Annotated in this window: 26 protein-coding genes and 1 tRNA gene; 14 read left to right on the forward strand and 13 right to left on the reverse strand. The window is 56.1% G+C overall.

Annotation, left to right across the window (positions count from 1 at the left end; genetic code table 11):
• Nucleotides 1-284: 284 nt before the first annotated feature.
• The 5 genes from MWR57_RS09935 to MWR57_RS09955 are packed head-to-tail and all read left to right on the forward strand — an operon-like array spanning nucleotide 285 to nucleotide 5,111.
• Entirely contained in the window at nucleotides 285-542 is a 258-nt protein-coding gene (locus tag MWR57_RS09935) for an acyl carrier protein (protein ID WP_423124661.1), read from the forward strand.
• A 19-nt stretch (nucleotides 543-561) separates the two neighbouring features.
• Entirely contained in the window at nucleotides 562-1,812 is a 1,251-nt protein-coding gene (locus tag MWR57_RS09940; protein WP_423124662.1) for a beta-ketoacyl-[acyl-carrier-protein] synthase family protein, read from the forward strand.
• 12 nt (nucleotides 1,813-1,824) lie between these two features.
• Entirely contained in the window at nucleotides 1,825-2,577 is a 753-nt protein-coding gene (locus tag MWR57_RS09945; protein WP_423124663.1) for a lysophospholipid acyltransferase family protein, read from the forward strand.
• Nucleotides 2,574-4,064, forward strand: a complete 1,491-nt coding sequence (locus MWR57_RS09950) for a B12-binding domain-containing radical SAM protein (protein WP_423124664.1) — start codon at nucleotides 2,574-2,576, stop codon at nucleotides 4,062-4,064. The genes MWR57_RS09945 and MWR57_RS09950 overlap by 4 nt, the downstream gene beginning before the upstream one ends.
• A gap of 6 nt (nucleotides 4,065-4,070) precedes the next feature.
• Nucleotides 4,071-5,111 (forward strand): radical SAM protein, encoded by a 1,041-nt coding sequence (locus tag MWR57_RS09955; RefSeq protein WP_423124665.1) that lies wholly within the window; start codon nucleotides 4,071-4,073, stop codon nucleotides 5,109-5,111.
• Between the two features lie 25 nt (nucleotides 5,112-5,136).
• Here MWR57_RS09955 and MWR57_RS09960 read toward each other — a convergent pair whose 3' ends face one another.
• The 11 genes from MWR57_RS09960 to MWR57_RS10010 form a co-directional block, all read right to left on the reverse strand.
• Nucleotides 5,137-6,276, reverse strand: a complete 1,140-nt coding sequence (locus MWR57_RS09960) for a beta-ketoacyl-ACP synthase III (protein ID WP_423124666.1) — start codon at nucleotides 6,274-6,276, stop codon at nucleotides 5,137-5,139.
• Nucleotides 6,277-6,433: 157 nt separating this feature from the next.
• Nucleotides 6,434-7,729 carry a B12-binding domain-containing radical SAM protein gene (locus tag MWR57_RS09965; protein ID WP_423124667.1) on the reverse strand — a complete coding sequence of 432 codons (1,296 nt, stop codon included), beginning with the start codon at nucleotides 7,727-7,729 and terminating at the stop codon, nucleotides 6,434-6,436.
• 358 nt (nucleotides 7,730-8,087) lie between these two features.
• Nucleotides 8,088-9,554, reverse strand: a complete 1,467-nt coding sequence (locus MWR57_RS09970; RefSeq protein WP_423124668.1) for a phytoene desaturase family protein — start codon at nucleotides 9,552-9,554, stop codon at nucleotides 8,088-8,090.
• Nucleotides 9,555-9,986: 432 nt separating this feature from the next.
• Nucleotides 9,987-10,244, reverse strand: coding sequence for a phosphopantetheine-binding protein (locus MWR57_RS09975; protein ID WP_423124669.1), 258 nt, complete (start codon nucleotides 10,242-10,244; stop codon nucleotides 9,987-9,989).
• A 43-nt stretch (nucleotides 10,245-10,287) separates the two neighbouring features.
• Nucleotides 10,288-11,580, reverse strand: a complete 1,293-nt coding sequence (locus MWR57_RS09980) for an ABC transporter permease (RefSeq protein ID WP_423124670.1) — start codon at nucleotides 11,578-11,580, stop codon at nucleotides 10,288-10,290.
• Between the two features lie 40 nt (nucleotides 11,581-11,620).
• Nucleotides 11,621-12,421 carry an ABC transporter ATP-binding protein gene (locus MWR57_RS09985; RefSeq protein WP_423124671.1) on the reverse strand — a complete coding sequence of 267 codons (801 nt, stop codon included), beginning with the start codon at nucleotides 12,419-12,421 and terminating at the stop codon, nucleotides 11,621-11,623.
• Nucleotides 12,400-13,407 carry a BtrH-related acyltransferase DarH gene (gene darH / locus MWR57_RS09990; protein ID WP_423124672.1) on the reverse strand — a complete coding sequence of 336 codons (1,008 nt, stop codon included), beginning with the start codon at nucleotides 13,405-13,407 and terminating at the stop codon, nucleotides 12,400-12,402. The genes MWR57_RS09985 and darH overlap by 22 nt, the downstream gene beginning before the upstream one ends.
• Before the next feature lie 15 nt (nucleotides 13,408-13,422).
• Nucleotides 13,423-13,842 (reverse strand): DarG family dialkylresorcinol biosynthesis protein, encoded by a 420-nt coding sequence (locus MWR57_RS09995; protein WP_423124673.1) that lies wholly within the window; start codon nucleotides 13,840-13,842, stop codon nucleotides 13,423-13,425.
• Between the two features lie 8 nt (nucleotides 13,843-13,850).
• On the reverse strand, nucleotides 13,851-14,414 hold the full coding sequence (locus MWR57_RS10000; protein ID WP_423124674.1) for an acyloxyacyl hydrolase: 564 nt from the start codon (nucleotides 14,412-14,414) through the stop codon (nucleotides 13,851-13,853).
• Nucleotides 14,415-14,747: 333 nt separating this feature from the next.
• The gene (locus MWR57_RS10005; protein WP_423124675.1) at nucleotides 14,748-14,981 is read right to left on the reverse strand and encodes a VF530 family protein; all 234 of its coding nucleotides are present in this window, start codon (nucleotides 14,979-14,981) and stop codon (nucleotides 14,748-14,750) included.
• On the reverse strand, nucleotides 14,978-16,219 hold the full coding sequence (locus MWR57_RS10010) for a class I SAM-dependent methyltransferase (protein ID WP_423124676.1): 1,242 nt from the start codon (nucleotides 16,217-16,219) through the stop codon (nucleotides 14,978-14,980). Before MWR57_RS10010 ends, MWR57_RS10005 begins: the two co-directional genes overlap by 4 nt.
• Before the next feature lie 400 nt (nucleotides 16,220-16,619).
• On the opposite strand from MWR57_RS10010, the gene MWR57_RS10015 reads away from it, so the two are divergent.
• Nucleotides 16,620-17,087 carry a DUF2058 domain-containing protein gene (locus MWR57_RS10015; RefSeq protein ID WP_423124677.1) on the forward strand — a complete coding sequence of 156 codons (468 nt, stop codon included), beginning with the start codon at nucleotides 16,620-16,622 and terminating at the stop codon, nucleotides 17,085-17,087.
• Between the two features lie 36 nt (nucleotides 17,088-17,123).
• On the opposite strand, the gene MWR57_RS10020 is transcribed toward MWR57_RS10015, so the two are convergent.
• Nucleotides 17,124-17,198: transfer RNA gene (locus MWR57_RS10020), tRNA-Val, on the reverse strand.
• A 119-nt stretch (nucleotides 17,199-17,317) separates the two neighbouring features.
• On the opposite strand from MWR57_RS10020, the gene MWR57_RS10025 reads away from it, so the two are divergent.
• The 8 genes from MWR57_RS10025 to MWR57_RS10060 all read left to right on the forward strand — a co-directional run bounded on the left by MWR57_RS10025 (nucleotide 17,318) and on the right by MWR57_RS10060 (nucleotide 25,538).
• Nucleotides 17,318-18,517 (forward strand): amidohydrolase family protein, encoded by a 1,200-nt coding sequence (locus MWR57_RS10025; RefSeq protein WP_423124678.1) that lies wholly within the window; start codon nucleotides 17,318-17,320, stop codon nucleotides 18,515-18,517.
• Nucleotides 18,518-18,861: 344 nt separating this feature from the next.
• Nucleotides 18,862-19,746 carry an Abi family protein gene (locus MWR57_RS10030; protein WP_423124679.1) on the forward strand — a complete coding sequence of 295 codons (885 nt, stop codon included), beginning with the start codon at nucleotides 18,862-18,864 and terminating at the stop codon, nucleotides 19,744-19,746.
• A gap of 89 nt (nucleotides 19,747-19,835) precedes the next feature.
• On the forward strand, nucleotides 19,836-20,267 hold the full coding sequence (locus MWR57_RS10035; protein ID WP_423124680.1) for a helix-turn-helix domain-containing protein: 432 nt from the start codon (nucleotides 19,836-19,838) through the stop codon (nucleotides 20,265-20,267).
• 207 nt (nucleotides 20,268-20,474) lie between these two features.
• On the forward strand, nucleotides 20,475-22,616 hold the full coding sequence (locus MWR57_RS10040; RefSeq protein ID WP_423124681.1) for a DEAD/DEAH box helicase: 2,142 nt from the start codon (nucleotides 20,475-20,477) through the stop codon (nucleotides 22,614-22,616).
• A complete protein-coding gene (locus MWR57_RS10045) occupies nucleotides 22,613-23,278 on the forward strand; it encodes a DUF2290 domain-containing protein (RefSeq protein WP_423124682.1) in 666 nt (221 codons plus the stop codon). The genes MWR57_RS10040 and MWR57_RS10045 overlap by 4 nt, the downstream gene beginning before the upstream one ends.
• Nucleotides 23,279-23,285: 7 nt before the next feature.
• The gene (locus MWR57_RS10050; protein ID WP_423124683.1) at nucleotides 23,286-23,606 is read left to right on the forward strand and encodes a restriction endonuclease subunit S domain-containing protein; all 321 of its coding nucleotides are present in this window, start codon (nucleotides 23,286-23,288) and stop codon (nucleotides 23,604-23,606) included.
• Between the two features lie 10 nt (nucleotides 23,607-23,616).
• Nucleotides 23,617-24,651, forward strand: a complete 1,035-nt coding sequence (locus MWR57_RS10055) for a virulence RhuM family protein (protein ID WP_423124684.1) — start codon at nucleotides 23,617-23,619, stop codon at nucleotides 24,649-24,651.
• A gap of 83 nt (nucleotides 24,652-24,734) precedes the next feature.
• Complete coding sequence (locus MWR57_RS10060; RefSeq protein WP_423124685.1) at nucleotides 24,735-25,538, forward strand: M90 family metallopeptidase; 804 nt, start codon at nucleotides 24,735-24,737, stop codon at nucleotides 25,536-25,538.
• 69 nt (nucleotides 25,539-25,607) lie between these two features.
• Here MWR57_RS10060 and MWR57_RS10065 read toward each other — a convergent pair whose 3' ends face one another.
• Complete coding sequence (locus tag MWR57_RS10065) at nucleotides 25,608-25,964, reverse strand: HesB/IscA family protein (RefSeq protein ID WP_423124686.1); 357 nt, start codon at nucleotides 25,962-25,964, stop codon at nucleotides 25,608-25,610.
• Nucleotides 25,965-26,069 lie beyond the last annotated feature (105 nt).

Genomic DNA, 26,069 nt, shown 5'->3' on the forward strand with positions numbered 1-26,069 from the left:
GATTACCGTCCAACTTTAGTCAACATTCAAGACTGACAGGGCAACGGGTTGATAAATCAGGTTTTTTGGATTCTTCGTCTAACATAACCGCCGTCATTCCCGCGCAGGCGGGAATCCAGAAAATTAGCCAGATCGACTGGATTCCCGCCTGCGCGGGAATGACGTTAAAGAACTGGCTGAAGATTAGTGGTAATCATATTTGAATTTAAACGAAAAATAGAGTATCCAAGTTTCATCGATCCGATTATTTTTTGTCTTTTTAAGCCCTTGCCTGGACACCTGTCATGAACAGAGATGTTTTACAAAAGAAAATCCTGACCATCCTGACCGAGGATTTTGAGTTTGAACAGCCGGGTCTCAACGACAACCTCCGAGACGATCATGGCTTTGACAGTATCGACGCCATCGAGCTGCTGGGGAAAATCGAGCTGATCCTCGGCTTTTCCCTCACCTGGGAGGAAAAGGAAAAGGCCATGGGGATCAGGACCATCAACGATATCCTCGACTACATCGAAGTCATCGCCGCATCCCGTAAACCCTAATGCCCTCCGGCCAAAACCCATGAAGCGACGCGTCGTCATCACCGCCTGCTCGGCCATCACCCCCATCGGTTATGGGAAAGACGATATCGTCGCCAGCCTCCGGCAGGGCAGATCCGGGGTCAAGCCCCTGCGGGACGACGGGCTGCTGAACCGGCATATCCACTCCCAGGTCTTTGGCACCGTGGATTATGAAATAGACTACGGCTTCAAGCGGACGCACCGCAAGACCATGGGGCCGGTGGCCTATTATGCCTGCCAGGTGGCCAAGGACGTGCTGGAGCGCTCCGGCCTGGATCAGGAATTCATCACTTCCGGCCGTCTGGGCGTGGCCTTCGGCTCCACCCATGGCAGCCCCACGGTTCAGCGCGAAATCTACAAAACATTTTTCCAGGAGCTGGAAACGAAATTCGCCTCCATCGGGGCGGTGGATTATCTCCGCTCCATGGTCCATACCACGGCGGTGAATATCACCCGCATGTTCGGCATCACCGGCCGGGTCATTGCCTCGTCAACCGCCTGTACCACCAGCAGCCAGGCCATTGGTTTCGGCTATGAAATGGTCAAGTACGGGATGCAGGATGCCATGCTCTGCGGCGGCGCCGATGAGTACGACACCACCACGGTGGCGGTTTTCGACAACCTGCTGGCCTGTTCCACCGCCTATAACGAGACGCCGCACTGCACGCCGAGGCCCTTTGACAGCGGCCGCGACGGCCTGGTCGTGGGTGAGGGCGGCGGCGCGGTGCTCCTGGAGGAATACGAGTCCGCCAAACGGCGCGGGGCAACGATTTTAGGCGAGGTCATTGGTTTTGCCTGCAACAACAACGGCGGCGACCTCATCCTGCCCAACCTTGACGGCATCACCACCACCCTGCGCCTGGCCCTGAAAGATGCGGGGATCACCCCCGGAGAGGTGGACTTTGTCAGCGCCCATGCCACGGCGACCAAGATGGGCGATGTGATCGAATCCCAGGCCATTGCCGCGGTCTACGGGGACAACGGCCCCTTTGTCAGCGGCCTGAAGAGCTACATGGGCCATACCATGGGAACCTGCGGGGTGATTGAGACGATCCTGACCCTCTACATGATGGAGCAGGGATTTGTCGCCCCCACCCTGAACCTGGAAAATGTCGACGAACGCTGCAGCATGCTGCGCCATGTCCAGGAGATAACCCCGGCAACCATAGGAATCGGCGCCATCCAGAACTTTGCCTTCGGCGGGGTCAATACCTGTCTGCTCGTCAAGAACAGCACAGCCATGGGCAACTAGTCCCTTTGCCGCATGAAAGTTGATCGGTTCCTCGATTTTTTGGTCACCATCCTCTGCTGGGCCTGGTTCATTCTTGGTTTCTTTCTGTTCTTTTCCTGGTTGTATCTTGGCGTTGCCCTGTTTGCCAAAAACAAGGAAGCTGGCTTCCAGCGGTTGAACAGCCGTTTTTACCGGGTGTTCTTTTACCTGCTCCGCGTCACCGCTCCCAGGCACAAGTGGGTTATTGACCAGGAGGTGGCGGCAATCCGGTCGGCGGTGATCGTCTGCAATCACCTCTCCTACTTGGATCCCTTGCTGCTCATCGCCCTGTTTGCACGGCACCGCACCATTGTCAAAACGCGGTTTTTCTCGATGCCGGTTTTTGGCTGGATTATCCGCAAATCGGGCTATTTCCCAGCCAGCGGCGAGGGGCGCTTTACCAAAATGATGCTCGCGCAGATGCAGACCATGGAGGGGTTTTTCCAAGACGGCGGCAATCTCTTTGTCTTCCCGGAAGGCGCCCGGAGCCGTGATGGCCGGGTCGGCCACTTGAACAAAGGGGCCTTGAAGATTGCCAGGCTGTGCAAGGCGCCGATCTATGTGCTGCAACTGGCGCAGACGGACAAGCTGTTTCCCCCTGGCAGATTTCTTTTTCAATCCAGGCTAAAAAATAGTATCACTCTGAAGATCATTGATCGTATCGAACCTGATTATCAAGAGGATACGCCGTCTACAGCCATGCTGGAACAACGATTGAGGGACGCGTTTAGCGTGCGAGTGCCATGAAAGTAATTTTGATATCCATGCCCGACGTAACCCCGATCATCGTTCATGAGATGGCGCTCCATATGCCGAATCACGGCATTGCCTCGGTTGGCGGCAATATCGATACAGAGCACGAGGTCTACCTGATCGACCTTGTCCGCAAGCGTCGCTCCATCAAGAAATACCTGACCAAGGTGATCGGCACGATCAAGCCCGACCTGATCGGCCTTTCGGCCATGGCCTGGCAGTACGACACCTGTGTCAAGATCGCCCACCTGATCAAGGAGCTTCGCCCCGAAGTCAAAATCGTGATCGGCGGCTACCATGCCACCTTGATGCATGAAGAGATCGCTGCTTCCCAGGAGGCGAAGTGGATCGACTTCATGGTCCGGGGGGAAGGGGAAGAGGCCTGCCGCCGTCTGGTGAATGCCCTGGACGGCCGTGATGATCTGGCGGCGATTCCATCGCTTTCCTATAAAAAAGACGGTCTGTTCGTCCATAATCCCCGGGGTGAAAACCTTGATCTGAGTACCCTCAAGCTCCCGATCCGGGATAAACGGAGGCTGACCTGGGGCTATCACATCATGTACTCCAAGATCGAACTGGTGGAGACCTCCAGGGGCTGTACGCGGTCGTGTAACTTCTGTTCCATGCGGCACATGTACGGCCGCACCTTCCGGACCTATCCCATCAGCCGCGTCCTAGCCGATATCGATGATATTTACTACAAGCGCAAGACCCGGTGGATCTTCATCACCGACGACAATATGGTCCTGAATCCTTCCCGGGTCGTGGAGCTCTGCGACGCGATCATTGCCAGGAACTATAAGGGGCTCAACTTTGTGGTGCAGGCCGATTGCGTCTCCATGGCAACCCACGAACCGATGGTCGCCAAAATGGCCGCTGCCGGGTTTCGATCGGTGTTTTTGGGCATTGAGAACGGTTCGGTCAAGAACATGAGCAGCGCTGGCAAAGGCGATATCCCGGCCTATTCCAAGAAAGCCATTGAAAACTGCCATAAATACGGAATGATGGTTATCGGCGGGTTGATTTTCGGTTTTGCGGATGACGATGCGGCATCGATCAAGGAAAATTACGAATTTTTCAGGGAGATCGGCGCGGATGCCGCCTACTGCCAGATCCTGACCCCCTATCCCAAAACGGCCATGCGCCAGCAGATTATCGAGCAAGGGCTGTTGACCAATGCCACTGATTATAAAAAATACACCGGGTTGTGGGCCAATGTGCGGACCAAGCACCTTGACGCGGAAGAGCTCCAGTATCAGTTCTGGTACCAACGCCAGGTGGTGTTGGGCTGGTGGAATCCTCCCGCCTCGGCAAGAAAGCACGGCGTGGGCTGGACCTCTATCTGGCGCTTTCTTTTTAAGCCCTTTTTGAAGCTGCGCTACCGGTTAATCATGCGAAAGCACGGGTGGAGAGGGCGCTACGAAAAAGAAGTGGCCCGCTGGGAACAAATGAACCGCTTTACAGACCTCGAACCATACTGAGACGCCATGCAGATATATAATCTTGAATTTAGCGAACAGGAAATCCGTGAGGCGGTGGCCGCGGGCAAGCTGCTTTCCATGGAGATCGAATTCAGCCGCATCTGTAATTTCCGCTGCTCGTACTGTTATGTTCCGGACAGGAGCGAATGCAAAAATGAACTCTCCAGGGAGGAGATAAAAGATGTCATCCTCCAGGCCAAGGAGCTTGGCGCCCGCAAGATCATCATTTTGGGCGGCGAACCGAGCATCTATCCGCACCTTGTGGAAATGCTCCGCTTTCTTGGCCAACAAGGGCTTGAGATCGAGATGTTCACCAACGGTTCCGGCATTGATCCAGGTCTTGCCGCTGTCCTGGCCGAAGAAAAGGTCCGGGTGGTCCTCAAATTGAATTCCCGGGACGAGGCGATCCAGGACCGGTTGGCCGGGAAAAAAGGGGCATTCCAGATCATCAACCGGGCCTTGGCCACCTTGCGGGAGGCAGGATACCCGTCAGCGGAGCAATTCCTGGCGATCAGCACCGTGATCTGCCAGCAGAACATCAAGGAATTGCCGGCCATGTGGCAGTGGCTGCGGGAGGAGAGGATAGAGCCCTATTTCGAGGTCATCACCCCCCAGGCCAATGCCCTGGATAATATGTGGCTGGGCGTGGATTCCAGCGCCTTGAAGGAGTTGTTTGTCGGTCTTTCCGCCATTGATCGGGAGCTGTTCGGCCGCGACTGGGAGCCCCAGCCGCCGCTGGTGGGGAACAAGTGCATGCGCCACCAGGTTTCCTGCGTGGTCACCGCCACCGGCGATGTCATGCCCTGTGTCGGGGTAACCATTGCCCTCGATAATATCCGCGACAACAAGCTTGGCCATATCCTGAAACACAGCGAGGTGGTCAACAACCTAAAAAACTACCGGAACATGATCAAGGGGGCTTGCCGCACCTGCGAAAAGGCGGAAGAGTGCTACGGCTGCCGCGGGGCGGCCTACCAGATGACCGGTGATTACCTTGCCTCGGACCCTACCTGCTGGCGCAATAATGGGGATGGGGTCAAGGAGTGACGCGTAGCCCTCTGGTCCGCGCTGGTCAGACAACCGTCAGCAACACCCAACCCACCGAGAACCTGCCGCTTTCAGGGATAAAGCCCAAAATCCGCTCTCCTTTTTGCAGCTTGCCGGAAGAAAATAGCTCTTCCAGCATGATGTAGAAGGAGGCGGAACCGGTGTTGCCCTTGCTGGTCAAGTTGGTAAACCAGCGGTTCTCGGGGATTACAAAGTGTATATCCCGCAGTTGCTGGAGGAGCGGTTCCCGGAAGTATTGCGAGGAGTAGTGCGGCAGGAACCAGGCAATGTCCTCGGGGTTCAGGCCATGTTTTTTCGCAACGTCCGGCAGGCTTTCTCCGACCAGAGTCCGGATCACTTCCCTATTGAGCAACCGGGCATCTTGCTTGACCGTAAAAACACCCTGTCGGGCGGTCTCCCCCTCCACCGCATATTCCCGCCAGCCTTTGAGGCTTCCGTCTTCTTGCTTCACGGCGCCGGCATACATGCAGGTTTCCAGACAATGGGCATGGGAGATGATCTCTATCCAGTCAATCCTGAGGGAGAGACCATCTGTTGCCGGTTTGTTTTCGATCAATACCGCCCCGGCGCCATCGGAAAGCATCCAACGCAAGAATTCCGCCTCAAAGGAAAAGGCAGGATGATCCTCTTTCTTTCCCGGCTGGTCAGCCGTACCCTGCATGGCCTGGAAAAAAGAGGTACGCATAAAGGTGGAAGCCAGTTCAGAGCCGGTTGCAACCGCGTTCGTGCTCAACCCTTGGGCCACCGACATGGCGCCGTATTTTAAAGCGGTGATGCCGGTAAGACAGACCCCGGCGGTACTGATAACCTCACAGCGGTCGCCTCCCAACTCCCCATGCACCATGGAGGCATGCCCAGGCATGAGCTGATCGGGGGCGGAGGTGCCGCAGCAGAGGCATTCGATGGCGGGGCTGTCTGCCAAACGGCGTACGGCCTCGGCCGCCAGCAGAGCGTTGCTGTGCGTTGTGGCGCCGGTTTCCGGATCTATGGCATAGTGCCTGGTCTCGATGCCGTTGCCGGCAAGAATGATCTGCCTGGTCCTGGCCGCGAGCCTGTCCACCTTTCCCAGATACCTCTCCAGATCGTCATTGCTTACCGGTTGACCGGGAAGAAAGGCGGAAACCGCTGTGATAAAAGCATTCATGGTAGGTTAACCTAGTTGCGTTTTGTCGATAGAGATGTCTAGGCGAAAAGGTCCAAAGACGAGGCGCGCTGAATCCTGAGGAATGAGGCGTACCTGAGTACGCCGCAGTGACGAAGGATCCGGCGCAACGAAGTATTTGGGCCTTTGCGCGACGACATTACAACCGCGCGTTGTGGTGACTGTTGACAAGGAGCTCCGCATAACGGCTGTAAAACCGTTGTTCCTCAAGTTTGGTCGGGGTGACGGCATTGGTCAGGGTGTAATAATCCAGATTATGGTTGCTGATCCGGTGCTGCTCTTGCTTGTACAGGGCAGTGCCCGGCAGGGGGGTCATGACCGTGATCATGGGCAGATCGATCTGCCTTGATCCGAGATAGGTATCGAGCCGGTCAAAGTCGTCCTCCCCGTAGTCGGGGGAGATGATGAAATCACCCACAATGGTAATTCCCAGATCGTTGAGGATGGAAATGGCCTCGGCATTCATGGCTGCCTGGTTGGCCTTGTTCATGGCCGAGAGGCTGGCATCGTCAATCCCTTCAAAGCCGATGATCACTGCCCGTAGGCCGGCCTCCTTCCATTGTTGCAGCATTTCCGGGTGGCGGACAACCGTATCGGAGCGGATATCGGCCAGGTATTGTTTATTGAGACCCGAGGCGAGCAGGGCGTGGCCAAGGGCGGTGGCCCGTTTGACATCGCCGAAGGTGTTGGCATCCACGAGCCGGATGATCGGGATTTCGGGCAGCAGGGAGATATCCCGGATCACTGTTTCAATGGATTTTGTCAGATAGCCGCCGCCGGTCTGGCCTTGAATGGAGCAGAACAGGCAGTGGTGCGGGCAGCCGAAGGCCGAGGCGACAAAGCCCATGGTGATGCCCAGTTTTTCGAGAATGTAATGGGAGCGGTAGCGTTGTACCAAAGCATAAGCAGGGGGGCGCTCCATGACCAGATCGGCAAGACAGTTCCGCACTGCCGGCCATGTGACCTCCCGGCCCGGCGTGGTTCGAATCACCCCGGGCAGATCGGTGCGGTTCGTATCGCTCTCCAGGGCGCAGACAAGCTCGGCAAAGACCTTCTTGCCGATCCCGACCACGATATAATCCACTGTTGCCTGATTGAAGAACCCCGGATCATTGCTGGCATGAATCCCGCCCACCACAACGGTTGCCGGGCAGGATTCCTTGACCCTGGCGGCAAGCCGCAGCATGGTATTCGCCTCGCAGGTCACCCCGGTAATGCCGACCACATCCGGTTGAAATTCGCTCAGCTCCCTGTCCAGGCCATCGGGATCAGCCTTCAGGTCGAGGATCCGCACCGTATGTTCCAAAAGATTTCCGGCCAGCTCTTCGAGAGCCAGGGGTTCGCCGCGAAAAATCTGCTTGAGCGAAGTTATCCCATAGCGCTCTTCGGGAATGCTTCGCCCGCAATTCGGGGGATTAATAAGGAGTATATGCATTATGACCATAGCTGGAATTTTTTGGGGCGCCAGCCCTCTCTTCGCCCTGGAGACCGCGAATCAGCGCGAAAAATCGACCGGCAAAACATACCAACCGGAACAGCCCTTGGCGATTAAAAAAACGGTTTGCCGGAACGATTGCGGAAAACTGTCCGGACGCCCGGCAATTCAGGCAAATTTCTCAATTCGTAAAACCATCCGTCTCAATGCCGGGAATAACCTAAACCACCGAACCGGCAACTGTTCAGCAGCGCCGCTTCGCTGCTGCCGCAGATTGCGGCAAGCGGGACGGCGAAGCGTACATCAGGTACGTGAGCCGAACCGATCGTTGCAAGAGGTGGTACTGCTGGATGGTTCCCTAAATTCGTACCTCCCGTCGAAAGCGCTCTGGGCCGATGATAAACTGTACCGTGGCCAGCGAGCCGATAATCGTGCCCAGGATACCCGGGGCCATGACACTCTGCCCGGCCAGGAACAAACCCTGCAGCGAGGTGCGGTTCAGCAGGGCGCCGGAAAGCAGTTGCTCGGTCGAACGCATGACCCCATAGGCCGAGCCGTTGGGGCTGTTGACCCAATCCCGGATGGTCAGGGGGGTGGAGACATCGAGCAACTGGACGCCGCTGAGCGGGCCGGTGATCTTTTCCGCTTGGCCGAGCAGCCGGTGGGCAAAGTCCGTTTTGCTCTGGAGATATTCCTTCCCCCGCTTGCCGCTGACGGTATGCTGCCAGCGATCCCACAGGGCTTCATGGCCGGAGGTGATCAGGGAGAGCAGATTCTGGTCCGGCCGTTCGCTGGGGCGCAGTTGCACATAGATCAGATCGCTGGCATCGCCGGAGGCGTCGGTCTGGATGGCAAAGAGGTTGTGGGCGAAAGCCGGATGTCGGGCGGCCGGCACCAGGGCATGGACCGCGGTCATCCCGTGGGTATCCTGCAAACCCTCAATACGCCTGCGATACGAGGGCTTGACGCTCTCGGGCGGCAGCAGCCCCAGTGTTTCCTTGGGGTGGAGGGTGGAGATGACCAGATCGGTGTCAAGGGTTTCCCCGGAGGCCAGGGTGACCCCCTGCACACAGCCGTCCGCAGTGCGGATTCGGACGACGCCGTCGCCGGTGCGCACCCGGCCGCCGAGGGAGGCCAGGCGCTGGGCGCAGACATCGGCCATGTGCGCCCCGTTGCTGGTCAGGCGCCAGGCGGAGAAGAGATAGCTGGCCAGGGCCATGGTGTGATAAAATTGCGGGCACACTGCCGGGGGAACCCCGATCAGGACCGAGGGCAGGCCAAAGACCGCCCGCAACCCGGGACTGCAGCCGAGCCGCTCAAAAACCGCCCCCAGGGGCTCCATTTGTTCAAACCAGGAGAGGGGTGGCCTTTCCGAGTAGAGAAAATCCAGTTGCTCGAACTGAGAACCACTGCGGCGCAGCATCGCCATCAGGGCATCGATCTGCGGCTGTTGCGTGGGAAAAGCTGCCCGCAAATTACTCTCATAGGCCGCAAATCCCGCAGGGACATCAAACGATTCGATCCCCAGGCGCGCGTCGCTAAAGAGGTAGCGGTCAATGGGGCCGTCCGTTCCCATCCGCATGAGGGGCAAATCAGCGGTGATGCCCAGATGATCGAAGCAGCGGCGCAGCACCTGCCCTGCATCCAGGGCGCCCAGATAATGCAGGCCGACATTGCAATGCACCCCCTGGCGCACATAGCTGCGCATCATCCCGCCGGGCTGCCTGTTTTTTTCGACCACCGTGACCTCAAAACCGAGCCTGGCTAAAATGATGCCGGTGCTCAATCCGCCGATTCCGGAGCCGATGATAACGACCTTTGCCATGTCTGTCTAGTACCTTGTAACTCTTACTATTTTTGGAAAACGCCCCTCCCCATGCGGGAGGGGTTGGGGGTGGGGGTAGTTCCAACCTGCTGAGAAAATGGCAACTTCCCCCTCTCCCTAACCCTCCCCCGGAAGGGGAGGGAAGTAATGTGATGTCGATTAAAAAGTTGCAAGGTACTTGTGCCTTGCCTTGGTTGAAAAATTAAGGGGGAATTCATCGTCTCCCCCTTTGTTACAGGGAGAGGTGAAGAGTGCCGTCGCCTCGCGTGGTTTATTTAATTTTTTCCAAACCGGTGCTTCGACGGGCTCAGCACGAACGGAATATCAATACATTAAGATAACATCCGTTCATCCTGAGCCCTGTCGAAGGAGAGCTGTTACGCGTGTATCCATACCGGTTTGTTTGTTAAAAAAAGCGGCGGAAAAATCCCCCTATCTGTTCGCTCTGATATAGTCGGCAAGGTGGGTCACCGACTGCAAAACAACCCGGCTGGTGTTTTCCGAGTCCATTCTCACCCCGTATTCCTTCTGCACGGTCACTGCAATCTCCAGGGCATCCAGGGAGTCGGTGCCCAGGGGGGAATCCGGACCGATCAAGGGATCATCAGGGCCAATGCTGGCCAGGTCCACATCGTGGAGGTTGCAGGTGGTGCAGATCAGTTCGAGGAGCTCGTGCTGTAGTTGGTCCATGGTCGTTAAGGAGAATCTCTGGCATTGGTTGAAAGGGAGAGGGCTATTTCCGGATCCCGGCAAGCTTCCAGGATACAAAAACGGTTACCGCGAAAAAGAGCAGCAGGCGGCCCAGGTCATCGAGGATGGCCGACAGGGAGTAGCCGCGTAACAGCAGGTCCTGGAAGGCGGTCAGACCCCAGTTGAGCGGCGAGATGATGCTGAGTTGCTGCATTACCTGGGGCATGGCATAGACCGGCACCATTACCCCCCCGAGGGCCGCGGCTGCCACCACGGTGGTGGAGCCCAGGGTGGACGCCTGCTCGTAGGAGTTGCAGGTCAAGCCCAAAAAGATGCCATAGCCGCAGGCCGCGAGGCTTGAGAGCACCACGGTGAGCAGGATCGCGGTCGGATGCATGGAAACGGTAAAGGCAGGCAGCCCGAGAAAGGGAAAGAGAAAGGCCCCGATCAGGGCGATGAGCAGGAACTGGCAGAGGCAGACGCCCATATAGGCCAGGGCCTTGCCGGTAAAAAGCACCAGCGGGGAGACGGGAAGGGCGGTCAATCGGATCCAGATGCCGGAGTTCCGTTCCTGCAGGATTGAGCCGGCAATGGGGATGGCGGTGAAAAACATCCCAAACAGAGCCCAGGCTGGCACGTTTTGCTGCACCGGCTTATACTGGGAGGCGCCGATTGCCCCGGAGTCGCCCTGGTGTTCCTGCAGGTCGAGAAGGGGTTGCCGGAACAGGGCCGGGAGTTTGTCGCCGGCCAGGGGGCTCTGTTCCGGCTCCATCCCGGCCCTGGCCATGGTTTGCGCAAGCACCCCGCCGAGCTGGGCCAGCTTTGCTTCCAGGGCAATGGTGGTTAAGGCCATCTCAAGCTGGGCAATAACCCCCGAGCGCAATCCGGCCATGATGCCGGGATCAACAAAGAGCTGCACGGTAGTGGCGGCCATCTCCCGTGGCTTTCCGCTGCCTGTGCCTTGCTGAAAAAGACGGGCGGTCTCCTCAGTAAACCGGGCGGAGGCGCCCTTGGGAATCACCACTCCGACCTGATACCCGCCGCCTGTCACGGCGGCCTGAATGTCAGCGATATCTTTCTGCTTTTCATCCCAGAGCACAAGATCGAGAGTGGTTGTTGACAACTGCTTTTGCAGGGATCTGCCGAGATCCCCCTGGTCCAGGTCGAGAAACAGCACCTGGGTCTTTTTCTGGCCGGTGAGCTCCATGACATTTTCTTGCACCAGGGTGATCAACACCACCAGGATCGCGGGCATGAGAAAGAGGACAAGCAGGCCTGTCCGGTCCCGCCGCAGAAGCAGGAGTTCCTTGGCCGTGGCGGCAAAGATCTTCAGCATGGGAGCCCGTATGGGGGAAAAGATGGTTGAGTGATCTTCATCAGGTATCGCGGAGTTCCTTGCCGGTTAGATGGAGAAAGAGCTCTTCTAGGTTGCGTATCCCGCTTTGCTGGAGCAAGGCGGTGGGGCTGCCCTGTTCCTCCAGGCGGCCGTTGTCGATGATCCCGATCCGGCTGCAGAGTTCCTGGGCCTCTTCAATGTAGTGGGTGGTGTAGAGGATGGTGGTCCCTTGCCGGTTGATCTCTTGCAGTTGGTTATGGATCAGGTGCCGGGACTGGGCGTCAATCCCCACGCAGGGCTCATCAAGGACCAGCAACTGCGGCTTGTTTAACAGACCCACGGCCAGGTTCAGCCGCCGTTTCATCCCGGTCGAAAAGGTGGCCACTTGATGGCGCGCATGCTCGGTAAGCCGGGCAAACTCAAGACCCTGTTGGATCCGCTCCGCAAGTTTTTGGCCGCTGAGGCCGCAGAGTTTGCCGAAAAAGCTCAGGTTTTCCCGGGCGGTGAGTGTGTCATACAGGCCGATATCCTGGGGCACCAGGCCCAGAATCCGCTTGATTTCGTGCTCGTGGTCTTGAAAAGACATCCCCTTGATCCGGATACTGCCGCTATCCGCGGGAAACAGGCCGGTAAGAATGGAGATGGCCGTGGTTTTTCCAGCCCCATTGGGGCCCAGCAGGCCGAAGAATTCCCCCTCCCGCACCTCCAGGCTGAAATCATTCAGCGCCGGGCGGTCGCTGTTTTTGTATTGCTTGATTAGCGATCGGGCGGAAACCACGCAATCCGGCCCCGGCTCGGGCAAACATGGGTCGCCGGGTCTCATGGCTGCTGTTTGGCCCATTGGCTCAGTTCCGTGAAAACCTTTTCTTCCATGGCCCCACAGCGGTTGAGGCATTCCACCATGGCGGGATAGCTGTCTTCCGGTCGGCCGCGCTTCTTGCAGAGGCGGGCGGCCATGGCGGCAAACTCGCGCCAGGTGTCGCCTGCCTCGGTCAGGGAGGCGGCGCATTCCTGTAAGCGGGGTTCCTGCATGACCGCCGCACTTTCCTGGAGAAAGGCGGCGTACATGAAACGGAAGCCGCCGCCACCGGTGCCGATTTCCTCCTGCATGCGGACAACGTGGCCCAGATGCAGATCCGCGTTTTCCTGGCCCAACCGTTGCGGCCATTTGCCGAGCCGCTTTGCCAGAAAGCGGATGCCCTTGACCCCGATCAGGGGAAAGGGGCTGGCCAGCATCATCTTGCACACGAATCGAACCCCCCGGACGATATGGGGGGTAAGTTCCAGCGCTGCCGGCGCCTGGGTCAGGTAATACATTTTCCCCTTGGGAGCAAGGGCGCCGGCGGCAAACCTGGCCCGGGCCAGATCCTCGGCCGGGCAACGGACCGGGCTGGGGAAAACAGGATCGCTGATCAGATACTCGTTTCCTTCCTTCCCATAGACGACCAGGTTGTGGGCGTTGAAGTGAAAGCGCAGCGCCTTGGGGAAATAGGGGAGCCAGAAAACCCCGGTCTGCAGCCCCACCGGGATGGAAGCGGCCAGGGCTTGGTCCAGCTCCGCCATGGCCGCATCCCGGTTCCGGAATTTCTTTTCCACCATGCAGACACCGGGAATTGAAGCAATCTGCCGGAGGATATTTCCGGCTGCGGCCCGGTAGGTGACAAGGGGCAGTCCATTGATTCGGATAAAGGGGAGATAGCCGAAAAAAAGCCCTCCTCCCAGGCCAAAGGCCATGGCCTCGGAAATCTTGAGGCCATGATGGGTCAGCAGGTTGGCGGCCACGCCGCTTTCACAGTGGGCGGACTGGGTGTGGGGGAAATCAGGCAAAAGATGCGCTCCAGGCTATTGGTGATTGTGGATAAGCGGCTGGAGTCTGCCTTGGGTCAGATCATCCGGGGAAATTTTATACAACTCGGCGTACTTTTGCAGGGTTTTTGCAGACAGCCGGTTAAAGATACAGGGGAGCAGATGCAGGCACACCTTCCAGCGCGGCTGACCGGTATACTGGGCCAGCAGGGAGGTGTCCATTTGGTTGGCAATCATGTAGTAGTGGAGGCAGCTTACCCGGCCGGCGGCAATTTTATCTTTGGAGGCGGCAATATTTTTTTCAATTTCCTGCCAGGCCTGATGATTGACGACATTCACCGGCTGCCAGACAAAATCCGGGATCAGCTCATATTCACCCTTGCTGTTCACGGCATAGCTCACGATTTTCAGGCCGTCGGTTATATCTTCCTCGGAAGAATGATCGGGCAGCTCCATGGCGTCTGCTAAAAAGTGAGGCCGAAAAGCGCTTTGACGGAGTTCAGAGGCTCATTGGGCTCCTCGCTGCCGCCATTGGAGATATGATGGTAGCGCAATTCAAACAGAAAATCGTGGTCCGGGTTTATCCCGTAACTGAGACCCAAGCCGAACTGATAATTGCCGTTCAACTCCGAGCCCATTCCGGGAACATCGGCAAAACTGTAAACAGGGCCGCCGCCGCCGAACAGGTAGGGCCGGATATCCTGGTTGGCGGTAAAGGTGTAACAGGCCAGAAAATTCATCCCAACCATGCTGGAGACATCGGGACTGACGACAAAATGCACGGGCAGTTCCAGAAGAATGGAGTGATAGCCGCGATACCATCCCGAACCGAGGTTGTCAAAGATGCGGTGATTGTAGCGCAAGACAAGGTCAATGGTTTCGACCCGTTGGGTGGTATCTCCCCAGCCGGGAATGCTTTGGCCATAACCGCCCAAAACGCCCCAACTGTCTTGCGAGGTGTCAAAGACGGCTGCTTCGGCGGAATCGGTATGGGGAAAAGTGCACAATACCAGGAAGAATAACAACAAGAAGGCGGCATGTTTGCCAACAGGAATTCTTTTCCACACAGATTGATATGTGATCATACGTCTTCCCCCCCCCTGGCAGACAGCGCGGAGCCGTCCATTGGAAAATTGGGCAAAAAGCCTGGTTAGGCTGCTGTTAAGCTCATTGATGACCGCAAACCGAACAGGTCGAGCGGGTTGAAATCTTCATGGTCACTATTTCTTGATATTGGCCAGAAGATCCAATCAGGGAACAAAATAGTACGCTCAACTATCTATCAAATGCCCCACAAAAGTCAATACCAATACAATATCGTACACATGTCCCCATGTGTTTTCCCCCGCATGCTGTCTCGGCTAGAGAATCTCCTTGCGGAGCCGGGTATGCAGATAGAGGCTTTCCAGCTTCGCTCTGGCCCATGGGGTTTTGCGCAGGAATTTGAGGCTCGACTTGATGCTGGGGTCCTTGGTAAAGCAGTTGATCGCGATCTTCTCCCCCAGTTTTTCCCAGCCGTAATGCTCCACCAGGCGGGTGAGGATCAGCTCCAGGGTGATGCCGTGCAGCGGGTTGCTTTCCTGGCTTGTGCTCATGGTGTGTCCTTCACTTGTTCGTTTTGTCCCATGCCGTCCGCCTGCAGCAAGGATTCAAGGCAATGCTCCCGGATTTTGTAAAACTCCTTGATCTCCCGGATCTGGGCCAGCAGTTCCGCCTGTTTGCCGGAGCCGTTCCCCTTCACCCCAAGGATCATCTTGTTTTTGCTCGTGTGTTCCAGGGAGACGAATTCAAAGATCTGGGTCTCGTAGCCGGAAGCCTCAAGGAGTAGCCCGCGCAGGGAGTCGGTGACCATCTCCGCCTCCTGGCCCAGATGGATGCCGTGCTTGAGCATGGGGTGCAGCAGCGTGGGGATTTGCATCTGGGGCCTGATTTGCTTGTGGCAGCAGGGCGCGCACATGATGATCGCGGCGCCCGAGCGGATGCCCAGGTGGATGGCGTAGTCCGTTGCCATGTCGCAGGCGTGCAGGGCGATCATGATATCGATACTCTCCGGCGGGAAGCTGCGGATATCGCCCTGCATGAAAGAGAGCCCGTCAAGGTTCAGCTTGCGGGCCGCCTTGCTGCAGAGGTTGACCAGATCCTCCCGCAATTCCACCCCGGTTACCTGGGGTTTGAGACCCAGGCCGCCGCGCAGGTATTCCTCCATGGCAAAGGTCAGGTATCCCTTGCCCGAGCCGAAATCAACCACCCGCACCCGCTCTTTCTCTTTCAGCTTCGAGGCGCCAATGGCATGGTCCAGCACCTCGATGAACTTGTTGATCTGCTTCCACTTGCGCGACATGGCGGGGATGAGCTGCTGCTGCGCGTTGGTGACCCCCAGCTCCTTGAGAAAGGGCGCGGCAAGATCGAGAAAGCGCTCTTTTTCGCGGTCATGCTCCTGGGGGGAGACGCTCCGGCCTGCTGCCTTGCCCCGTTGCAGCGTGTATTTCCCCTTTTTGTTGATCGAGAGCTGGATATCCTCGGTCAGGGTCTGCAGGTGCAGATTGTTGAACGAGGTGGCAAACATATCGCGGAGGGAAGCAATCCCCGCCGCAATGGGCAGGTTCTTGGTCACGTCCCTGGTCTGGTAGCGATAGAGAAAAGAGAGGCTTTCTCCCTCCTTCAGGGTAAGCCGCCGGACAAAGACGCGGCCCAGCCCCGGTTCCGGACCATGGTATTTTCCCAACACGAGGTTGATAAAGGTGTTGCGGGCCAGGCAATCCTCCAGCAGGCTGAAGAAAAGCCCGCTGGGGTTTGCCGGATCGTGCGGCGCTGGTTTCGTTTCACTCATCATCTCGTACCGTCTGGATGCGTTGCAGGTGTGGGCGCATGGTTGCTTTTGTATTCATATTTTAGCCGTAGCGCCAATTGTTTTTTGCGGTACCCTGAATTGACGATCTCGCAAAAGGCCCCTTCGACAGGCTCAGGGTGAACGGATTATTCTTTAACATGTTGAAATTACGTTGCTCAGCCCGCATTTTCCGAATCGAATTTCCGTTTGTGCTGAGCCCTGTAGAAGCACCTGTTATGCAACAATTTCGAGTTGCGCCGTGCCCATCATATCACTTTGCATCCCATGCCGAATATGGTCAAATACCGTGCAGCGATTCACTTTTTGGGAAGCCGAGAAAAGAGCGGCAACGCGGATAAGGCCGGACGCCGGCGCCGCTGAATCATATCGCAAGGAAAAGCGCATGGGAAACCCGTTGCAGGAACAGCTTCTCAAGGCCGGGCTGGCCAGTAAAAAACAGGCCAAAAAGGCCGAGCACGAAAAACGGATCAGCCGCAAGCAAAACGACGGCAAAAGCCCCGATGTTGCCAACAAGGCGCGGGAGGAGCAGGCGGCCAAGGAGCAGCGCAACCGGGAGCTCAACCGGGAGCGCGCCGAGGAGACCCGGCTGCGGGAGCAGAAGGCCCAGGTGAAACAGCTCATCGAGACCAACCGGTTGCCCAAGGATGACCGGGGCGAGCCGTACAACTTTGTCGAACAGAACAAGATCAAGCGGATCTTTGTCTCCGAAGAGGTGACCGACCAGCTCAGCCGCGGCCAGTTGGCCATCGTCAAGCTCGGCGCCAACTACGAGGTGGTCCCGGCCAAGGTTGCCCACCAGATAGCGAGCCGCGACCAGGAGGCGGTGGTGGTCTTTCATAAAAAGGCATAAGAGGAAACCGCGAGCGAATGCTCCCGTTGTGTGCAATGGTGGGCGATACTGGGATCGAACCAGTGACCCCTGCCGTGTGAAGGCAGTGCTCTCCCGCTGAGCTAATCGCCCTGATGGTTTATTGAATAATAGAACATTCCGTTGCCGTCAACAACCGAACTTTACTGCGGCAAAAAAAGTGGGGAGCGGCCCCGGAATTCTGCGACCGCAGAGATAAGGAAACACACAGCATGGGCGCAACTCGATACATCGTGGCGGGAAGCTTTATCGACGGCAGCGGCGGTGCGGTGCGCAGGGATGTCTTTCTGCAAATCACGGACACCATTATTACCGCCATCGGCTCCGCCGCAGACCTTCCCCGCCATGACGGGGAGGCAATCGACGACTTTTCGCACTGTATCATTGTGCCCCCGCTGGTTGATTGCAGCGTTTCCCTGTCGCGCTCGCCCTCCGTGGACAGCAGGGTGCGGCTAGCCGCCGAGGAGGCGGGTCTTACGGAAAAGAGTGCCATGCTGGAGCGGCATATCCGCTACTGCCATGCCTACGGAGTGCTGGGCGTGGCCGACAGCGACGATCTCAGCGGCCTGGTGGCCCAGTATCGAGAGAGGACGGCGCCGGGGAGCAGCATCGACATCCGCACCTCCGGCCCTCTCTGCCGAAGCAGCCAGAATTGCGCAGCCACCAACCCGGTATCCACCGATTTTCTCAAGATAGGCTATTCCCCCAATATCGAAGACCAGGAAGCCCCCTCTCCCCGGCTTACCCAGGAAGAGCTGGGCCGGATTCTCCAGCACCGAGGCGGCAGAAAGGCGGTGGTGGTGGCCAATGGCGTGCAACAGGTAGCCGAGGCGCTGGCGGCGGGGTGCGATGCCATCGAACAGGGATACGGCATGGGCGAGGACAATCTCCGGAAGATGGCGGAGCAGGATGTGCTGTGGATTCCCAGCGTGCTGCGGGCCAAGAATGGGTTGGACGGGGCAAGCTCCGGCGGCGAGGTGGCGTGCCGTTTCTCCATTCGTTATGTGGCACCGGGAAAGCCGATCCCGGGTGCGGAGGCTTTTTGGCAGAAGACGCTCGCCGAACAACTCGCGCAACTGCGTTTGGCCAAAAAATTGGGCGTGAAAACGGCGGTGGGAACCGGGGCCGGCAGTGTCGGCATCCTCCATGGCGAGTCCATGGCCGAAGAGATGAAATTGTTCCTCAAGGCCGGCTATAGACTTGAGGAGACCATCCGGTGCGGATCGGAAAACGGCGCCGAATTCTTCGGCATGGAGAAGCTGGGAAGGCTGACGGTCGGGCGAAAAGCAACCTTCCTCATTGCCAGGGGCACGGTGCAGCAGTTGGCAAGAAAACTCTCCTACCTGGAAGGCATCTATATTGATGGCGCACCCAGCATCACCTATCGCAAAAATCCTGTCAAGACGGCGTGACAGGCGCGCTTTGCCCTCTGCAAAGAAACTGGGGGGAGTGCCCCTACTTTCCCTAATTTTCCCCAAGGCAACGATGCAATATCACTATGAATTCGATGGTGAATATGGTCAAATACTCAGGCAATATTCAGTTAGGCTTTCTGCCGCCATCCGCTTGGTGTCCCTCCATGCAGCCACCGGCGACTTTCATGGAGCTATTGGCCAGTGATACAAAGAAAAAAGCTTGCGCCCTTTGCCCGGATCAGATACTTTATGCTCAATTATTACTTAATTTTGAACAACACCCCCAACGCATCTCGTAAGATCTGCGCACCATTGGGGGTTTCTTTTTATGGGGGCTGGTAATGCAATTTACCAAGCCCCCTAAATCTTTTGATGAACAGATCGACCTGCTCATCGAACGCGGCATGGCCATCACAGACCGCGACCGGGCCAAACGCTATCTCGGCCACCTCAATTACTATCGCCTGGCTGCTTACTGGCTCCCCTTCGAGCAGGACCATCCCACCCATCAGTTTAAGCCCGGCACAGACTTCAATCTGATCTTGGAGCACTATATATTTGACCGTGAATTGCGGCTATTGATCATGGATGCCCTCGAACGAGTTGAAGTTTCCCTGCGCACCCGTTGGGCCTATCACCTCGCCCATGCCTATGGGCCGCACGCCCACCTGCAAGAAAATCTATTCAAGGAAAACTGGAACCACCCTGAAAATATCAACGCTCTCAAGGAAACGGTAGGGAGAAGTTCTGAGATTTTCATCAGGCACTTCAGCAAATACGATGAAGAACTCCCGCCCCTCTGGGTTGTCTGCGAAGTCATGACCCTGGGGCAACTCTCAAAGTGGTACGCCAACCTAAGACATGGCAGCGACCGCAATGCCATTGCCCATGCCTATGATTTAGACGAGGTGAATCTCACCTCCTTTCTCCATCATCTCAGTATCGTGCGGAACCATTGCGCCCATCATGCCCGGCTCTGGAATCGATTATTCCCCTTTGCCTGGAAACTGCCCCGGAAAAGGCCTGCTGATCTACAGGCAAATTTCAACCAAATGGATGGGAAACATCTTTACAATACCCTGGTGATGCTGGCATATCTCATGGACAGCATCAACCAAAACACCTGGAAACAACGATTGGCCAACCTTTTTGTCAAGCATCCGCAAGTGCGGGCACAGGCCATGGGCTTTCCGAATGATTGGCAAGCGCGACCGATTTGGAGGTAGGCAGGAATTAAGTATATATCCCCGGAATTCTTGTTGTTCACCCATCCCGAGTATGACCGCTGGTGCAAACAGAACAGGAGTAAAGGAAAATGATCCCCGCAGGCCATGCCATTGATCCGGCTGTAATCGCTCCGGCGTGGCGCTCGTTGCAAGAAGCGCTGCCGGTCCGCCTTACGCCCATCCGCACCGAGGCACAATTTGAAGAGGTGGTTGCATTGCTGCACAGCCTCATCGATGCAGTCGGCGACGACGAAGACCATGAGCTGGCTGATTTTCTCGATCTGGTCGGACAACTGGTCGAGGATTACGAGACACAACATCATCCCGTTCCGGAGGCGGAACCACGAGCCGTTCTCCGGTTCCTCATGGAGCAGCACGGGCTCAAGCAGACCGATCTGTCCGAGGAGATCGGCGGGCAATCCGTGGTAAGCGAGATACTGACGGGCAAACGCGAAATCAACGCCAGACAGGCCAAGGCCTTGGCGGCACGCTTCGGGGTTTCCCCTGCGGTTTTTATTTGAGCAAATTCAAAAACAAAAATATGGGGAGATGTTTCTGTTTCCCCCTGATTTCCCGTTGGCTAAAAAGATTTTTCTCGACTAGATTGGTTTAGCTCATAAATTCAGGGACATTTTGGTCTGGCTGACAGTAATTAAGTAAGGTGTCCCCTGAATTTCCCGCAACTTCTGAGTGACACTCTCAAATCAACAATCAAACCGGACTACGCCATGATTAACACCGTATGGGGCAGCACAGACAAGCCTGTTTCGAGCACGCGGCTCGCCGAACTTCTCAGCGAGGAACCCGACCTTGAAGGCACCCTCTATATTGGTTACCCAATCATCGGCACGCCAGAAGGCTCTTTTCCGATAGATGCGTTACTTGTGTCGCCGACCAAAGGCTTGGTCTTGTTTAGTGTTGTTGAAGGAAGAACCCTCCCAGACTACGCCGAGGCGCAAGACGAGGGGTTCAATAAGATGCAGGCAAAACTGCTCCAGCATCAGACCTTAATTCGCAAACGAAAGCTTCTTGTCGGCATTCACACGGTCACGTTTGCGCCTGCCATCGCAAAACTTGATGCCGATGAGGAGTACCTCCTCTGCAATGCCGACAACTTGGTGTCGGCTATCGAAGAATTGGAGGATTTCGACCCAGCGGTTTTCCCATCGCTGGTTTCGGTTATTCAGGCGATTTCCACTCTGCGTAGGGGCCGTAAGAAGCGCGACCTCCGTGACCAGAATTCGCGAGGCACCAAGATCAAAACGCTGGAGGATTCGATTGCCAATCTCGACAGCCAGCAGAGCGCTGCTGTTGTTGAAACCTATGAAGGCGTTCAGCGCATTCGCGGACTTGCCGGATGTGGCAAGACTATCGTTCTGGCTTTGAAGGTTGCCTATTTGCACGCACGTCATCCTGACTGGTTCATCGCGGTCACGTTCAACACCCGGTCACTTAAGAAGCAGTTCGAGAACCTCATCACCACTTTTGTACTGGAACAAGCAAACGAAGAGCCAGACTGGGACAAAATCAGAATCTTGAATGCTTGGGGTGCTCCCGGAGGGTCAAACCGCACAGGCATCTACTACGAGTTCTGCCGTGACCATGGTGTCGAATATTTGGATTTTGGAACGGCCAAAAATCGCTTTGGCTCCGACAAGGCATTTGAGGAGGCATGTGATATTGCCCTTCAAGGCGCAAAACAATTCGTACCTAAATACGATGCGGTCCTGGTTGATGAGGCACAGGATTTTGCACCAAATTTTTTATTGCTCTGTTACGAATACCTCAAGGACCCAAAGCGCCTAGTCTACGCATACGACGAGTTGCAGAACCTCGGGAACAGATCACTCCCCCCCGTTGAAGAAATCTTTGGGAAGAACACAGATGGAACAGCCCGTGTCGTTATTCACCCCCCTGAGCCAGGAAAACCCAAGCAAGACATCATTCTCGACACTTGCTATCGCAACTCCCGTCCTGTCTTGTCCACGGCTCATGCCCTTGGGTTTGGGGTTTATCGCGCCGAAGGCCTTGTTCAAATCTTTGAGAACAAGAACCTCTGGTTCGACATCGGTTATCAAGAGGACAATGGGGAAATCGAGGACGGCGAAATCGTCACGCTCACTCGCACACCAAAATCCAGCCCGGAATTCCTGGAGAAGCACTCGCCAGTGGAAGACTTGATTCAGTTCGAAGTTTTCGACACGCCCGAAGCACAAACTGCGTGGCTGGTTGCTGAGATTAAACGAAATCTGACCGAAGATGAGCTGATACCAGACGACATCGTTGTCATAAACCCAGATCCATTGAAGACGAAGGATGCAGTCGGTGAGGCCAGACGGACGCTGATGCAGATGGGAATCAACTCAAATCTTGCTGGCGTGACGACAATCGCCGATGTATTCACCGAGCCTGGAACTGTGACCTTTACTGGTATCTTCCGCGCAAAAGGCAATGAGGCAGCCATGGTCTATGTGATCAATGCACAGGACTGTTTTGGGGCTTTATCGCCACGGCATGTCGCACGCGTCCGTAACCGTCTTTTTACCGCAATCACGCGCTCAAAAGCATGGGTTCGGGTCCTCGGAGTTGGAAAATCTATGTCTGCCCTTAAAGCAGAATTTGAAAAGGTCAAGACAGAAAATTTCGCGCTTCACTTTCGCTATCCGACCGAAAATGAGCGAAAGACAATGACGACCGTAAATCGTGATATGTCGAAAGCGGAGCAAGATCGGAGTGCCAAACGAAGAAACAACTTCGCCGACATTATTGCGTCACTCGACTCGGGTGATAGTTTCATCGAAGACTATCCCGCCAGCCTCGTAAAAAAGCTCCTGGCCCACGCGAAGAAACCCAAACGGCGGCAGAAATGACACCACAGCAAACACTCAAGCAGATAAAAAAACTCACGGAAGCACTCGTCGGCCTGAGCCTTTCGAACGAGCAGAATTTTCCAGCCACACACGGCAAAATCAATGCGGCGTTCGAAATTACTGTGAGCACCGCCGCACGCATGAGCGTGGCATTAAAGAATGTTGCTTACCGCGACATCTATGGCGAGTTGGAGAAAGCCAGGTGCTTCAACATTAAGATGCTGGATGGTGCTTTGATTTCACTCCGCTACCGGTTTAGGGACAAAGTCATCTGTGAACATTCCCTTTCATATTTCCCGTCCCCAGACCTTGAGCATTTTCAGAATGAGCCAGAAATTTATCTTGAGGATGAGATTTATGCCGATGTTATTGATAGAAATATCGTTCCTTTCCCCATCCGTTTCGACTTCAGCGATGACCCGGAAAAATTCGTAGATATTCATCACCCATATTCCCACCTAACGCTAGGTCAGTATGAGAATTGCCGCATACCTGTCTGTTCTCCCATTGGGCCACTCGCGTTCGGAGGTTTCATTTTGAGAAACTTCTACAACACAGCTTTTCGCAAATACTCCGACAAAATTCCAATGACTACGTTGGCCTTCCCCAACACAATTACGGCAAACGAACGGAAGATTCCACATGTTGTGTGTGGCGTGTGAATGAAAGATGAGCCTCGGCAATTCCGGAACAAATGGGGACGGAACCCAATATTTTCGCTCCTCGTCCTTCATTTACTACACTGTAAAAAATTCTTTGAAGGCTATCACTCAGGATGCTTCCGGCTCGACCTTCAAGGAGGTTTCCGGAACGGTGCTGAAGACAGTAAAAATCTGCCTGCCTGCGTCTGACGTTGTGGAACAATTTACAAACAAGGTCGATTCCATATTCAAGCGCCAGGATGTTCTTGGGCAGGAAAACCAACAACTCACCCAACTCCGCGACTGGCTCCTGCCCATACTGATGAACGGCCAGGTCACGGTGGTGTAAGAGGGATTCGATGAACAACTCTGAACTGCTCATCTATCAGGATTCCGATGGCAAGGTCAAAATTGATGTCCGCCTGGAGGAGGAAACGGTCTGGCTGACGCAGGAGCATATGGCGCAGCTTTTCGGCAAGAGCAAGAAAACCATTTCCGAGCATATCCGCAACATCTTCAAGGAGGGCGAACTGGACGAAAATGTGGTTATCCGGAAATTCCGGACAACCACTCGGCATGGTGCCATAGAAGGAAAAACCCAGTCCAAAGAGGTCCAGTTCTACAACCTGGATGTGATTATCTCCGTCGGCTACCGGGTGAAATCCCACCAGGGCACCCAGTTCCGTATCTGGGCCACCCAGCGTCTCAAGGAGTATATCGTCAAGGGTTTCGCCCTGAACGACGAGCGGTTCAAGAGCGGCAATTCCATGAACTATTTCACGGAATTGCAGGAGCGCATTCGGGAAATCCGGCTCTCCGAGCGTTTTTTCTACCAAAAGATCAAGGACATTTACGCCACCAGCATTGACTACGACCACAAGGCCGAAAAGACCACCGAGTTTTTCAGGGTGGTGCAGAACAAGCTGCTCTGGGCCATCAGCCAGCAGACGGCGGCGGAACTGGTGTACCGCCGGGCGGATGCCGCCCTGCCGCTGATGGGTATGCAGTCATACGACAAGAAGGGCAACCCGGCAGCGATACGCAAAAGCGATGTCAGCGTGGCCAAGAATTATCTTGCCGAGGATGAAATGAAGCTGCTCGGCCTGCTGGTGGAACAGTATCTCGCCTTTGCCGAAACCATGGCCCAGCAACGGACGCCCATGTACATGAGAGATTGGCTTGAGCGGCTTGACGCGATCATTCGACTCAACGGCCGGGAATTGTTGACCCACGCCGGAAACATCAGTCACCAGCTGGCCCTGGAAAAATCGGCGCTGGAGTATGATAAATACCGGGAAGCGTGGAAACAGATGCAGCATGAAGAAAGTCTGAGGGAGTTAGAACAGGACATTCAACAGCTCAAGCCGCATCAGGCCAAGAGGAAGACTGATTAAAGCCAGTCTTCGCTGGAAAGGCTGAAGCCGTCCCGAGGTATAAATTCCGGGGAAAGCATCGTTAATTAAGGAGGGCGTTGCCCATGTTTCACTGGCTCCGCGATCATCGCCGTGCCGAGGCGCGAAACCGCCTGTTCCCTCCTGCGTGGGAAGCCTTTATGCGTGCGAACGTGGCCCACTACTGCGTGCTCGATGACGCCGAGCGCGCTGAGTTGCGCGCGATGATTCAGGTATTTCTGGAGGAGAAAGACTGGGAAGGATGCGGCGGCCTTGACCTCACCGATGAGATTCGTGTCACCATTGCGGCCCAGGCATGCCTCCTGCAACTGGGACTTCCCCACGACTACTATCGCAACGTGGAGTCGATTCTCGTCTACCCCTCCACCGTTGTGCCCCCCGCGCATCACCCCGGTTTCTTCGAGCGCGTGGATGGCCCGGTGGAGGACTCGGTTCCTCTTTTGGGTCAGGCCTTCAACCAGCAGGGCCCGGTGATCCTGGTGTGGGATACCGTTCTGCACGACGCGCGCCACCCCGAGCAGGGTCATAACGTCGTCTACCACGAGTTTGCCCACAAACTCGACATGCTCAGCGGCTCCGCCAACGGCACCCCGCCCCTCGTCGACCGCGACCAGTTGGCCCAATGGGTGACCGTGTGCTCCCACGAATTCCTGCGGCTGCGCCGCCTGGCCGAAAAGGGCCACAAAACTTTCCTCAATGCCTACGGGGCGACGAACGAGGCCGAGTTCTTCGCCGTAGCCACGGAAGCATTCTTCGACCGGCCTCTCGCCCTCCAGAAGCACGCCCCAGACCTCTACGGTGTCCTCGGTGCCTACTATCGCCAGAATCCGGCAGGGCGCGTGCATCGCACTTGCCCCGTGGAAACGTGAGAGAGAGGCATTCCCTCTATTTTCACGCCGGTCAGACGGTGCGGGTGCGCTGGTATCGGACAAGCTGCTTCAGGTCTTGCACTTGCCGCCTTCGATCTTCGGGAAACCTTGCAGATTGAAGCTCTGGCCGCAACCGCAGGTGGTTTTCGTATTGGAATTGGTGAACTGCAACCCGCCGTTGATCAGCTCGTCGGAGTAGTCCACGACCAGACCGTCGAGAAATTTCCCGCTCGCTTCATCCGTCACAATCCGGATCGCTCCCGCTGTATGGACCACGCTCTCCCCGCCCTTCATCTCGCCGGCGATTTCCGCGCCGTAGGTCAGGCCGGCGCAGCCGCCTTCCTTGACAAAGACCCGCAGGAACTGGCCCGGGGTCAGCTTGCTGTTCAGCATCGCTTCTGCTTTTTCTTTAATGGTGATATTCATAAAAGCCTCCTCAGCTCATGGTAACTCATCATAGTGTTACTATCGGCAGGCCACAGGGGGATGTCAAGGGGTGATCCAGCAAGAGCGGCGGTACAGGGTGTTCAA

The organism is Hydrosulfovibrio ferrireducens (assembly GCF_046883345.1).
Taxonomy (GTDB): domain Bacteria; phylum Desulfobacterota; class Desulfobulbia; order Desulfobulbales; family Desulfurivibrionaceae; genus Thiovibrio; species Thiovibrio ferrireducens.

What these genes read in the sequence shown, in the direction of transcription:
- MWR57_RS09940 (WP_423124662.1), top strand. Translation starts at nt 562, where the DNA reads ATGAAGCGACGCGTCGTCATCACCGCCTGCTCGGCCATCACCCCCATC.
- MWR57_RS09980 (WP_423124670.1), bottom strand. Translation starts at nt 11,580, where the DNA reads ATGCTGAAGATCTTTGCCGCCACGGCCAAGGAACTCCTGCTTCTGCGG.
- MWR57_RS10055 (WP_423124684.1), top strand. Translation starts at nt 23,617, where the DNA reads ATGAACAACTCTGAACTGCTCATCTATCAGGATTCCGATGGCAAGGTC.
- MWR57_RS10050 (WP_423124683.1), top strand. Translation starts at nt 23,286, where the DNA reads ATGAGCCTCGGCAATTCCGGAACAAATGGGGACGGAACCCAATATTTT.
- MWR57_RS09970 (WP_423124668.1), bottom strand. Translation starts at nt 9,554, where the DNA reads ATGGCAAAGGTCGTTATCATCGGCTCCGGAATCGGCGGATTGAGCACC.
- MWR57_RS09950 (WP_423124664.1), top strand. Translation starts at nt 2,574, where the DNA reads ATGAAAGTAATTTTGATATCCATGCCCGACGTAACCCCGATCATCGTT.
- MWR57_RS10035 (WP_423124680.1), top strand. Translation starts at nt 19,836, where the DNA reads ATGATCCCCGCAGGCCATGCCATTGATCCGGCTGTAATCGCTCCGGCG.
- MWR57_RS10005 (WP_423124675.1), bottom strand. Translation starts at nt 14,981, where the DNA reads ATGAGCACAAGCCAGGAAAGCAACCCGCTGCACGGCATCACCCTGGAG.
- MWR57_RS09985 (WP_423124671.1), bottom strand. Translation starts at nt 12,421, where the DNA reads ATGGGCCAAACAGCAGCCATGAGACCCGGCGACCCATGTTTGCCCGAG.
- MWR57_RS10065 (WP_423124686.1), bottom strand. Translation starts at nt 25,964, where the DNA reads ATGAATATCACCATTAAAGAAAAAGCAGAAGCGATGCTGAACAGCAAG.
- MWR57_RS10025 (WP_423124678.1), top strand. Translation starts at nt 17,318, where the DNA reads ATGGGCGCAACTCGATACATCGTGGCGGGAAGCTTTATCGACGGCAGC.
- MWR57_RS09960 (WP_423124666.1), bottom strand. Translation starts at nt 6,276, where the DNA reads ATGAATGCTTTTATCACAGCGGTTTCCGCCTTTCTTCCCGGTCAACCG.
- MWR57_RS09935 (WP_423124661.1), top strand. Translation starts at nt 285, where the DNA reads ATGAACAGAGATGTTTTACAAAAGAAAATCCTGACCATCCTGACCGAG.
- MWR57_RS09955 (WP_423124665.1), top strand. Translation starts at nt 4,071, where the DNA reads ATGCAGATATATAATCTTGAATTTAGCGAACAGGAAATCCGTGAGGCG.
- MWR57_RS09965 (WP_423124667.1), bottom strand. Translation starts at nt 7,729, where the DNA reads ATGCATATACTCCTTATTAATCCCCCGAATTGCGGGCGAAGCATTCCC.
- MWR57_RS10045 (WP_423124682.1), top strand. Translation starts at nt 22,613, where the DNA reads ATGACACCACAGCAAACACTCAAGCAGATAAAAAAACTCACGGAAGCA.
- MWR57_RS09995 (WP_423124673.1), bottom strand. Translation starts at nt 13,842, where the DNA reads ATGGAGCTGCCCGATCATTCTTCCGAGGAAGATATAACCGACGGCCTG.
- MWR57_RS10010 (WP_423124676.1), bottom strand. Translation starts at nt 16,219, where the DNA reads ATGATGAGTGAAACGAAACCAGCGCCGCACGATCCGGCAAACCCCAGC.
- MWR57_RS10040 (WP_423124681.1), top strand. Translation starts at nt 20,475, where the DNA reads ATGATTAACACCGTATGGGGCAGCACAGACAAGCCTGTTTCGAGCACG.
- MWR57_RS09975 (WP_423124669.1), bottom strand. Translation starts at nt 10,244, where the DNA reads ATGGACCAACTACAGCACGAGCTCCTCGAACTGATCTGCACCACCTGC.
- MWR57_RS09945 (WP_423124663.1), top strand. Translation starts at nt 1,825, where the DNA reads ATGAAAGTTGATCGGTTCCTCGATTTTTTGGTCACCATCCTCTGCTGG.
- MWR57_RS10060 (WP_423124685.1), top strand. Translation starts at nt 24,735, where the DNA reads ATGTTTCACTGGCTCCGCGATCATCGCCGTGCCGAGGCGCGAAACCGC.
- MWR57_RS10030 (WP_423124679.1), top strand. Translation starts at nt 18,862, where the DNA reads ATGCAATTTACCAAGCCCCCTAAATCTTTTGATGAACAGATCGACCTG.
- MWR57_RS10015 (WP_423124677.1), top strand. Translation starts at nt 16,620, where the DNA reads ATGGGAAACCCGTTGCAGGAACAGCTTCTCAAGGCCGGGCTGGCCAGT.